We start from the raw sequence: 9,049 nt of genomic DNA, 5'->3' as shown, positions 1-9,049 counted from the left end.
GCTAATCCGCGATGAACCAAAAAAAAGCCCCTAAAATTAGGAGCTCATTTTGATCTAATCAACACTGATTAAGCTGATTATTCTTTATCGTGTACAGCTTACAAACTGTTATTCAATATTCTGAATTTGCTCACGCATCTGTTCGATAAGAACCTTAAGCTCTACGCCCGATGCTGTGATGTCTGTGCTGATAGACTTAGACGCTAGCGTGTTTGACTCACGGTTGAACTCTTGCATCATGAAGTCTAGCTTACGGCCACAAGCGCCACCTTTCTTCAGTACTGCATTTGCTTCTTTCACGTGAGAATCTAGACGGTCTAGCTCTTCTGCTACGTCTGACTTCTGCGCAAGTAGGATAAGCTCTTGCTCAACACGAGAACCTTCCAGTTCGATTTTCGCATCTTCAAATTTGGTAAGAAGACGCTCACGTTGCCACTCTAGGATCTCAGGCATGCGTGCACGAACTTTCACTACTTCTTCAGTGATTGCATCTAAGCGCTGTACGATTAGCGCCTTCATGTTCTCACCTTCACGAGCACGAGCATCAATGAACTCTGCGATAGCATCGTTGAATGCTTCAAGTAGGTCTTTGTTGATGGCATCCATGTCTTGCTCTGGCGTTTCCATCACACCAGGCCAGTTCATGACTTGGAATGGGTTCAAACGGCTCTCTTCGCCAGTCATCGTCATTACTTGGTTCGCCGCATTGATTACTTGCTGAGCCAAACCTTCGTTAATGCTTAGTTCGCCCTTTGCAGCTGGGTTTGCTTCAAAGCGTAGGTTACATTCAACCTTACCGCGCGCTAGACGCTTACGGAAACGCTCACGCAAGATTGGCTCTAAACCACGGAACTGTTCAGGCATACGGAAGTAAGTTTCTAGGTAGCGTTGGTTTACACTACGGATTTCCCATACTGCGCTGCCCCAATCGCCTTTTACTTCTTTGCGTGCGTACGCGGTCATACTATAAATCATCGAATTTTCCTGTCTTTTATCATTCTGAAAATAACGCGCACGCATAGTATCACGATATGGTGTGCTCTCGAAGCCTGCCGCTTTTCACTGTAAATAGCCTTTCGTGATAAATAGCTTTGAACGGTAAATAGATTTGCACGATAAACTGCTATATAATCTTGCCCCAATCAAAACTGTCTCACCCCTTTCTTAGGTGATGCACTCTTTCGATAGTAAATCACTTCAGACTGTTAATAAGGTAGATACCAATGCGTCCAAATGACCGCGCTGTAGATCAAATTCGTCCAATTAAAATTACTCGTAACTACACAGCTTATGCTGAAGGTTCTGTATTAGTTGAGTTCGGCAACACTAAAGTTCTATGTAATGCGACGGTAGAAGAAAACGTACCGCGTTGGTTAAAAGGCCAAGGAAAGGGTTGGGTAACGGCTGAATACGGCATGCTGCCACGTGCAACGCACACTCGTAACCGTCGTGAAGCGGCGAGCGGCAAGCAAGGTGGTCGTACGATGGAAATCCAACGTCTGATCGCTCGTAGCCTACGTGCTGTTGTTGACCTGAAAGTAATGGGTGAAATTATGATCACTGTCGATTGTGATGTTATCCAAGCAGACGGCGGTACTCGTACTGCTTCTATCTCAGGTGCAAGCGTTGCAATGGCTGATGCTATCAACAGCCTACTAGCAAGCGGCAAACTGAAAAAGAACCCAATGAAAGGCCACGTAGCGGCAGTTTCAGTGGGCATCGTTGGTGCACAAGCACTGTGTGACCTTGAGTACGTTGAAGACTCAGCAGCCGATACCGACATGAACGTTGTAATGACGGAAGACGGTAAGATGATTGAGATTCAAGGCACAGCAGAAGGCGAACCGTTCAGCCACGAAGAGTTGATGCAGCTTTTAGCCCTGGCGAATAAGGGCATTGCTGATATTGTTGAAGCGCAGAAGTCGGCGTTAGCAGAATAGTTTTTAGATAGCTCCTTTTTTAAGGGGCTATTTTTTTATTTTCGTCATATATAACTCTACACCAGCGTTAGCTGCAATTTTTCACCCTAATCACATAGGTCCCCTATGCTCATAGGGCTGAAAAACCTTGCTGCCTTGTTGTAGAGCTATCTATTTAGAAAATACATCATTGTTAGCTTCCTGAGCGATTGGAAGTTAGGAACTGGAAAGTAAATTAATTTAGAGGATGAGCATGAAAGCATATCAACGTGAATTTATTGAATTTGCACTAGAGAAAGAAGTACTTAAGTTTGGTGAGTTTACTTTAAAGTCTGGCCGCAAGAGCCCTTACTTCTTCAATGCTGGATTGTTTAATACAGGTCGTGACCTAGCGCGCTTAGGTCGCTTCTACGCAGCAGCATTGGCTGATTCTGGCATTGAGTTTGATGTACTATTTGGTCCTGCATACAAAGGTATCCCAATTGCAACGACGACAGCGGTTGCACTAGCGGATCACCACGATGTAGACACGCCCTACTGCTTCAACCGCAAAGAAGCGAAAAACCACGGTGAAGGTGGCAACCTTGTCGGTAGCGCGCTTGAAGGTCGCATCATGTTAGTGGACGACGTGATCACTGCAGGTACTGCGATTCGTGAGTCGATGGAAATCATCCAAGCAAATGGCGCTGATTTAGCGGGCGTGCTTGTTGCTATCGACCGTCAAGAGAAGGGCAAAGGCGAACTGTCTGCGATTCAAGAAGTTGAGCGTGACTTCGGTTGTGCGATTATCTCAATCGTTAGCCTGACTGACTTGGTGACTTTCCTTGAAGAGAAAGGCACAGACGCAGCACATCTAGAGTCAGTAAAAGCGTACCGCGCTCAATACGGCATCTAATACTACTCGTAATTAGACTATAGAATGCACAAGGGGCTGATGATTCATCAGCCCCTTTTCTTTTGGTTCAGTATTCAGTATTCATTATTTATAACGAATGCCGCGCTCCACTTCTGGGTCTTCCATGGTCTTAAAGCGCTTGTGCAGCCACATCCACTGTTCTGGTGCTCTTAAGATAATCTTCTCAAGGTAGCGGTTCATGTAGGCGGCAGCCGCTTTCTCATCTTTCTGTGGATAGTCATCTTCGATCGATTCATCGGCCATGATCTCATACTTGCCATCGGCATTTCTAAAACCAGAACCCGGAACAAGTGCGCATCGGCTCGTATAAGCCAGAATACTAGTGCCTGTTGTAGTACATGCATCTTCTACAGCGAAGAAAGGCACAAACACAGACTTGTTACGACCGTAATCATGATCCGGTAGGTAGAAAAGGATCTCACCCTGACGCAGGATTCGAATCATACGCTTCACGTCTTTACGGTGAATCAGGCGGTTGCCGTTTTGAGTACGACCACGGTATTGAATGAATTCATAAGCCGGATTGTTGTGCGGGCGATAAACACCTAAACCTGAAATACCGAGAACAGCCATTGCTCGCGCAGTGATCTCTAGGTTTAAGGCATGCACACAGCATAGAAGAACACCTTTACCGTTAGCTTTGTGCGTACGCAGTGTTTGGGTGTCTTTATCTACTAGGATGCGCTTGAAGCGCCACGTAGGCCAAAACCAGGTAATGCCGGTTTCGATGAGTGCCATACCGGTGTTCTTAAAGTTCTCACTGACCATTGCCGCGACTTCATCTGCTGGCTTGTCTGGGAAGGCGAGCTCCAAGTTACGTGTTGCTACCGCGACGCGCTTTTTACCATAGCGAGCACCCAAAGAGCCTAACGATCGGCCTAACAGCAGTAAGAGGCGATAAGGGAGAACGTTAACAATAAGCGCCAATAACCCAAAACCAAACCATACACCCCAATATTTAGGGTGAAGTAGAGCTAGAGTAAAAAGCGGCTTAGTAATCACGTGTTGTGCTGTGCCGTTTGCTGAAGAAGTTTTCGTCGTCATAACCATCACTTAAGATTTGATTGCCACTTAATTTGATTGCTACTTAATCTGAGCGCTTAGCAGTGCCCAATAAGCATCAAAGTTTTCTGTTGGTTGATATTTGAAGTCTGAGCGAACAAATCGATTCAAGCTGCCTTCAACTTGACCGAGCAGTTGAGCGGCTAAGATTTTCTCATCAACCGGGAATGATTTCCCTTCACGAAGCTTTCTTTCACGCAGGATCTGGCGAAGTTGCGTCTCAATGCGTTCGAAAAGTTGGTTGATGCGATCACGCAGGCGTTCATTTTCAAACATTAGAGCATGACCAGATAAAATTCGAGTCAGGCCTGGGTTACGCTCTGAGAAAACTAAGATAAGTTGTAGTACTAGGCGTATGCGCTCTAGCGTGTCTTTCTCTTCATCCAGAATACGGTTGATTCGAGACATCAACGCTTCTTCAATGAACTCGATCAGGCCTTCAAACATGCGGGCTTTGCTTGGGAAGTGGCGGTATAACGCAGCTTCAGAAACACCCACTTGCTTGGCCAACTTTACCGTTGTGATACGAGAAGCACCTTCGGTCGATTCCAACATTTGTGCGAGAGCTTGTAGGATTTCTTCACGACGGTTTGATTTTCGAGTACCAGCCATCTATTTACTTCCTTTCCTAAAGATGAGGATTGAGTGAAGAAGGATTATAAACACCATTCAATTCTGTTTCCTAGTTTTGTAAGCCCTAGGTCAACAGAATCGAGAGGTGTCAGCAGATTATCAGAGCAAATTTGTGCGTTTATACATTAATAAGCTGTTGGATCTGATCGAGGATCTGGAAACCAAGTGTGTCTTTGCTTTCCAGTGGCAGAGATTTATCGCCGCCTTTCCAATAAAGGTGCAGCTCATTGCTACTGCTATTGAAGCCTTGGCCTTCAACTGAGACGTCGTTGGCGCAGATCATATCGAGGTTCTTTCTTTCCAGTTTACCGCGTGCGTACTTCTCAACATCTTGAGTTTCTGCTGCGAAGCCGACAGTAAATGGGCGACCTTCGGTCATTGAAGCGACAGAAGCGACAATATCTGGGTTTTTAACCATTTGAATGGTCATGTCGTCTTTACCGTCGACCTTTTTAAGCTTTTGGTCTGCAATGGTCTCAGGGCGGTAATCGGCAACTGCGGCGCAGCTGATGAAAATATCGTGTTGAGAAGCGTTAGCAGTAACGGCATCAAACATCTGTTGTGCGCTGTCGACATCAATACGATTAACTTTATTTGGCGTTGCTAATGAAACAGGGCCGCTGATTAGAGTCACTGTTGCGCCTTGTTTCGCGGCTGCTTCAGCCAGTGCATAGCCCATCTTGCCCGAGCTGTGGTTGGTAATGTAACGCACCGGGTCAATCGCTTCACGAGTCGGGCCTGCAGTAATAAGCACAGAACGGCCAGCAAGTGGCTTAGGTTGGAAGAAGTCTTCACAGCGATGCACGAGCTGCATTGGCTCTAACATACGACCCATACCGACATCACCACACGCTTGCTCGCCAGCCGCTGGCCCCCAAACTTCACAACCACGACGTTTTAGCGTTGCGATGTTCTCTTGAGTGGCAGGGTGGCTGTACATTTGTTGGTTCATTGCTGGAGATACCGCAACTGGCGCATCGGTTGCTAAAACCAAAGTGGTCAGTAGGTCGTTACCCATGCCCGCTGTCATACGAGCAATCAGGTCTGCGGTTGCTGGCGCTAGTAATACCAAGTCAGCCCACTTTGCGAGCTCGATGTGCCCCATGGAAGCCTCAGCAGCAGGATCAAGCAAACTATCAGACACTGGCCTTCCAGAGACGGCTTGCATGGTGAGAGGAGTGATGAACTCCTTGGCTGCATTTGTCATCACGACTTGTACTTGCGCCCCACGCTCAATTAAGCGTCGAGTCAGTTCGGCACATTTATACGCAGCGATACCACCACTAATGCCAAGTAGGATTTTTTTCCCAGCTAGGCCTTGTAGGTCAGCGTTATCCAGTTGATTAACCAATGTTTGCATGATTCTGTTCCTTAATTTCTCTGGGACTTACGATATCAGAACAAAGGATTAGTGCCTAGAAGCAGAATTAGAACAGAGTTGACGCTCATCAAGTTGGTGTTATCAAACTTATCAATTACACGATTTTGTTAGTGTCTCGTTTCTTTTGATCTCTATCGAAGGATCTCTGATTACGATCTCATTAAGGTGATGGGTTGTGTTCATGACCAATGATTGTCTTTATATGCCAATAGATAAAATACCTGCCGAATCGATGCCGAGAGAAAAGTTGTTAAATAGAGGGCCTGATTCTTTGAGTGATGCGGAATTGCTCGCGATATTTCTGCGAACAGGGACACAAGGAATGAACGTGTTGGAACTTGCTGACAAGTTGATCAAAGACTTTGGCTCGCTCCGTCATCTTTTTTCAGCAACGCAGGAAGAATTTTGTGCCCATAAAGGGATGGGGCAGGCCAAGTATGTTCAATTACAGGCTGTGTTAGAGATGACACAGCGCTATCTAGCAGAGACGTTATCTCGCGGAGATGCACTCACTAGCCCTAGTCATACTAAGCTTTATCTTTCGAGCATGTTGCGTGATCGCCAGCGAGAAGCCTTCTATATATTGTTCCTCGATAACCAAAATAGGGTAATCAAAGACGAAGTTATGTTTGAAGGAACCATCGATGCCGCATCGGTTTACCCACGGGAAGTGGTTAAACGGGCACTTCATCACAATGCGGCGGCATTAATCTTGGCTCATAACCATCCTTCGGGTGTCGCGGAGCCCAGCCAAGCGGATAGGAGGATTACACGCCGATTGACCGACGCATTAGCGCTGGTGGACATCCGAGTTCTCGACCATTTTGTCGTTGGAGATGGCGAAGTTGTCTCTTTTGCAGAGCGTGGATGGATTTGAATCACATTTTAGGTTGTTAGTTGCGTTAAATCTGCTATTATTCCGGCCACATTTTTAGACCTAAAATCAGCTCTGATTACTCAAGCAAGCTGCGCTGCACAAAAAAAGATCACGAAATCCGTAAAAAGGATCTGTTCGGGTCTTGAGCAATGCGTGTCAAGTTAGTATAATGCGCGACCTTTGATAGCCTTGTATGGATTTTCCATAACGGTTTTTACCTTCTATTTTAATTGATAGAGAGGTTCGGCCACCAAGGTTGATATCGAGCTGAAACGATTGGAGAAGACATTCATGTCCCGAGTATGCCAAGTAACTGGTAAGCGTCCAGTAACGGGTAACAACCGTTCACACGCACGCAATGCTACTAAGCGCCGTTTTCTGCCGAACCTACAAACTCATCGTTTCTGGGTAGAGAGCGAAAAACGTTTTGTTAAACTACGTCTAACTGCTAAAGGCATGCGTATCATTGATAAGAAAGGCATCGATGCTGTTCTTGTTGATATCCGTGCACGTGGCGAAAACGTTTAAGAGGAATTAAGCAATGGCTAAAGGCATTCGTGAGAAAATTCGTCTAGTATCTTCTGCAGGTACTGGTCACTTCTACACAACTGATAAGAACAAGCGTAACATGCCAGGCAAATTTGAGATCAAAAAGTTTGATCCAGTAGTTCGCCAACACGTTATGTACAAAGAAGCTAAAATCAAGTAATTGATGCTTTTTTTGCTCTTCTTCAGTAGAAGAAAGAATTGAAAAACCCAGTTTAATCGCTGGGTTTTTTTATATCTAAAATTTGAGGAACTCAATTATTCTTGCTTGATATAGCCTCTGATAGATAGAAATCTGTACAACATAGAAAGTATTGCCACTTTCACGATATACTGAATGTTCAATAGGTTAGATGAGCAGAATCAGATGAGATATCGTGGACGCCGGTGGAACAACATACTCATGTTCAGTGTGATCGCTTTTATTGGCGTGTTAAACCTTCCAACATTGATCAAAGCGTACCTTATCGAGCCTGAACCGCAGGTTGATAGCCCTAATCCTTATCTCCTGAACCCAACAGCAAAGCTTCAAGCGTTACACTTTGCTAAGTGGTCTGTCATTCAACAAGATAATCAATGGGTTTACCAGTTCGAAGATACTGACTTTCCTCAAGCCACCAATGCACAAGAGCTGTCACAACGTTGGAAAGAGCTTGTGGGCACGGAAGTCGACTCACAGACCTACACAGACCTTACGCCTCGGTTAAATACACCACACACCATCGAAGTATGGTATCAAGACCAAGAAGAGCCCCAGCGTATTACCTATTATCAATTGCCTGAGTTCTGGTTGTTAAAAAACTGGAATGATCAGTGGTTGGCGGTGTCTATTGAAGAGAGCTACCTGTTTCCAAGCTTTAACGCTAACCACTCCTCTAAATCGGACGACTAACTATGCCTGAATTACCCGAAGTCGAAGTAAGCCGTATGGGGATCTCGCCTCATTTAGTTGGCGAGACCATTAAAACCCTTACTTTTCGCACGCCTAAGCTGCGTTGGGATATCCCACAAGAGTTAAAAGCATTAGAAGGGCGGATGATTCGCTCCATCTCGCGTCGTGCAAAGTACCTATTGATTGAAACGGATACTGGCACTGCCATTGTTCACCTTGGTATGTCTGGCTCACTACGCGTATTAGACGCTGACTTTCCAGCAGCCAAGCACGATCACGTGGATCTTAAGCTCACCAGTGGCAAAGTATTGCGCTACAACGACCCTCGCCGCTTTGGCGCTTGGTTGTGGTCGGCGCCTGATGAAGTCCACTCTGTGTTGCTTGGTTCTGGTCCTGAGCCGTTAACGGACGACTTTAACGCTGATTACATCGCTGAGAAAGCAGAAAAGCGTAAAGTCGCAGTCAAGCAGTTCATCATGGACAACAAAGTAGTGGTCGGTGTCGGGAATATCTACGCTAACGAAGCCTTGTTCTCTGCAAAAATCCACCCGTTACGATCGGCAAACAAAGTGACCAAAGCCGAATGGATCTTGTTAACCGATGAGATTAAACAAGTACTCGCAACGGCTATCAAGCAAGGTGGTACTACGCTGAAAGATTTTTCTCAGGCTGATGGTAAACCAGGCTACTTCGCACAAGAGCTGCAAGTGTATGGTAAAGCAGGTGAAAAGTGTCCAAGCTGCGAAGCATTGATTCAAGAGCTAAAAATCGGACAGCGCAACACGTTTTTTTGCTCTAGTTGTCAGCGGCGTTGTTGCCTAAA

The 9,049-nt window shown here is 45.8% G+C and carries 11 protein-coding genes; 7 read left to right on the top strand and 4 right to left on the bottom strand.

Going from position 1 to position 9,049, the window contains the following annotated elements:
- Nucleotides 1-108 precede the first annotated feature (108 nt).
- Nucleotides 109-975, bottom strand: a complete 867-nt coding sequence (locus AB4493_RS21190; protein ID WP_017063084.1) for a YicC/YloC family endoribonuclease — start codon at nt 973-975, stop codon at nt 109-111.
- 248 nt (nt 976-1,223) lie between these two features.
- On the opposite strand from AB4493_RS21190, the gene rph reads away from it, so the two are divergent.
- Both rph and pyrE read left to right on the top strand, forming a co-directional pair.
- On the top strand, nt 1,224-1,940 hold the full coding sequence (gene rph / locus AB4493_RS21185; RefSeq protein ID WP_019826449.1) for a ribonuclease PH: 717 nt from the start codon (nt 1,224-1,226) through the stop codon (nt 1,938-1,940).
- A 232-nt stretch (nt 1,941-2,172) separates the two neighbouring features.
- On the top strand, nt 2,173-2,814 hold the full coding sequence (gene pyrE, locus AB4493_RS21180) for an orotate phosphoribosyltransferase (protein WP_017059267.1): 642 nt from the start codon (nt 2,173-2,175) through the stop codon (nt 2,812-2,814).
- A gap of 84 nt (nt 2,815-2,898) precedes the next feature.
- On the opposite strand, the gene lpxL is transcribed toward pyrE, so the two are convergent.
- The 3 genes from lpxL to coaBC form a co-directional block, all read right to left on the bottom strand.
- Complete coding sequence (lpxL, locus tag AB4493_RS21175) at nt 2,899-3,879, bottom strand: LpxL/LpxP family Kdo(2)-lipid IV(A) lauroyl/palmitoleoyl acyltransferase (protein WP_372155776.1); 981 nt, start codon at nt 3,877-3,879, stop codon at nt 2,899-2,901.
- Between the two features lie 39 nt (nt 3,880-3,918).
- Nucleotides 3,919-4,509 (bottom strand): nucleoid occlusion factor SlmA, encoded by a 591-nt coding sequence (gene slmA / locus AB4493_RS21170; protein WP_004741428.1) that lies wholly within the window; start codon nt 4,507-4,509, stop codon nt 3,919-3,921.
- Between the two features lie 139 nt (nt 4,510-4,648).
- The gene (gene coaBC, locus AB4493_RS21165) at nt 4,649-5,890 is read right to left on the bottom strand and encodes a bifunctional phosphopantothenoylcysteine decarboxylase/phosphopantothenate--cysteine ligase CoaBC (RefSeq protein WP_065584549.1); all 1,242 of its coding nucleotides are present in this window, start codon (nt 5,888-5,890) and stop codon (nt 4,649-4,651) included.
- Nucleotides 5,891-6,113: 223 nt separating this feature from the next.
- Between coaBC and radC the strand changes: the two genes are divergently transcribed.
- The 5 genes from radC to mutM all read left to right on the top strand — a co-directional run.
- Nucleotides 6,114-6,788 (top strand): DNA repair protein RadC, encoded by a 675-nt coding sequence (gene radC / locus AB4493_RS21160; protein WP_017071069.1) that lies wholly within the window; start codon nt 6,114-6,116, stop codon nt 6,786-6,788.
- A 291-nt stretch (nt 6,789-7,079) separates the two neighbouring features.
- Nucleotides 7,080-7,316: a 50S ribosomal protein L28 gene (rpmB, locus tag AB4493_RS21155; RefSeq protein WP_004728407.1), complete on the top strand. Its 237-nt coding sequence runs from the start codon at nt 7,080-7,082 to the stop codon at nt 7,314-7,316.
- Nucleotides 7,317-7,329: 13 nt separating this feature from the next.
- Nucleotides 7,330-7,497 (top strand): 50S ribosomal protein L33, encoded by a 168-nt coding sequence (gene rpmG, locus AB4493_RS21150; protein ID WP_002535344.1) that lies wholly within the window; start codon nt 7,330-7,332, stop codon nt 7,495-7,497.
- A 204-nt stretch (nt 7,498-7,701) separates the two neighbouring features.
- A complete protein-coding gene (locus tag AB4493_RS21145) occupies nt 7,702-8,226 on the top strand; it encodes a hypothetical protein (RefSeq protein WP_372155775.1) in 525 nt (174 codons plus the stop codon).
- Nucleotides 8,227-8,228: 2 nt separating this feature from the next.
- The coding region (gene mutM, locus AB4493_RS21140) for a bifunctional DNA-formamidopyrimidine glycosylase/DNA-(apurinic or apyrimidinic site) lyase (protein ID WP_372155774.1) at nt 8,229-9,049 on the top strand (821 nt) is incomplete at its 3' end.

Source organism: Vibrio sp. 10N.222.55.A1, assembly GCF_041473835.1.
In the GTDB taxonomy this organism is placed as follows: domain Bacteria; phylum Pseudomonadota; class Gammaproteobacteria; order Enterobacterales; family Vibrionaceae; genus Vibrio; species Vibrio crassostreae_C.
The sequence above is the reverse complement of the archived record's forward strand: the minus strand, read 5'-3'. Positions and strand labels throughout refer to the sequence as shown.

What these genes read in the sequence shown, in the direction of transcription:
- AB4493_RS21190 (WP_017063084.1), bottom strand. Translation starts at nt 975, where the DNA reads ATGATTTATAGTATGACCGCGTACGCACGCAAAGAAGTAAAAGGCGAT.
- rph (WP_019826449.1), top strand. Translation starts at nt 1,224, where the DNA reads ATGCGTCCAAATGACCGCGCTGTAGATCAAATTCGTCCAATTAAAATT.
- pyrE (WP_017059267.1), top strand. Translation starts at nt 2,173, where the DNA reads ATGAAAGCATATCAACGTGAATTTATTGAATTTGCACTAGAGAAAGAA.
- lpxL (WP_372155776.1), bottom strand. Translation starts at nt 3,879, where the DNA reads ATGACGACGAAAACTTCTTCAGCAAACGGCACAGCACAACACGTGATT.
- slmA (WP_004741428.1), bottom strand. Translation starts at nt 4,509, where the DNA reads ATGGCTGGTACTCGAAAATCAAACCGTCGTGAAGAAATCCTACAAGCT.
- coaBC (WP_065584549.1), bottom strand. Translation starts at nt 5,890, where the DNA reads ATGCAAACATTGGTTAATCAACTGGATAACGCTGACCTACAAGGCCTA.
- radC (WP_017071069.1), top strand. Translation starts at nt 6,114, where the DNA reads ATGCCAATAGATAAAATACCTGCCGAATCGATGCCGAGAGAAAAGTTG.
- rpmB (WP_004728407.1), top strand. Translation starts at nt 7,080, where the DNA reads ATGTCCCGAGTATGCCAAGTAACTGGTAAGCGTCCAGTAACGGGTAAC.
- rpmG (WP_002535344.1), top strand. Translation starts at nt 7,330, where the DNA reads ATGGCTAAAGGCATTCGTGAGAAAATTCGTCTAGTATCTTCTGCAGGT.
- AB4493_RS21145 (WP_372155775.1), top strand. Translation starts at nt 7,702, where the DNA reads ATGAGATATCGTGGACGCCGGTGGAACAACATACTCATGTTCAGTGTG.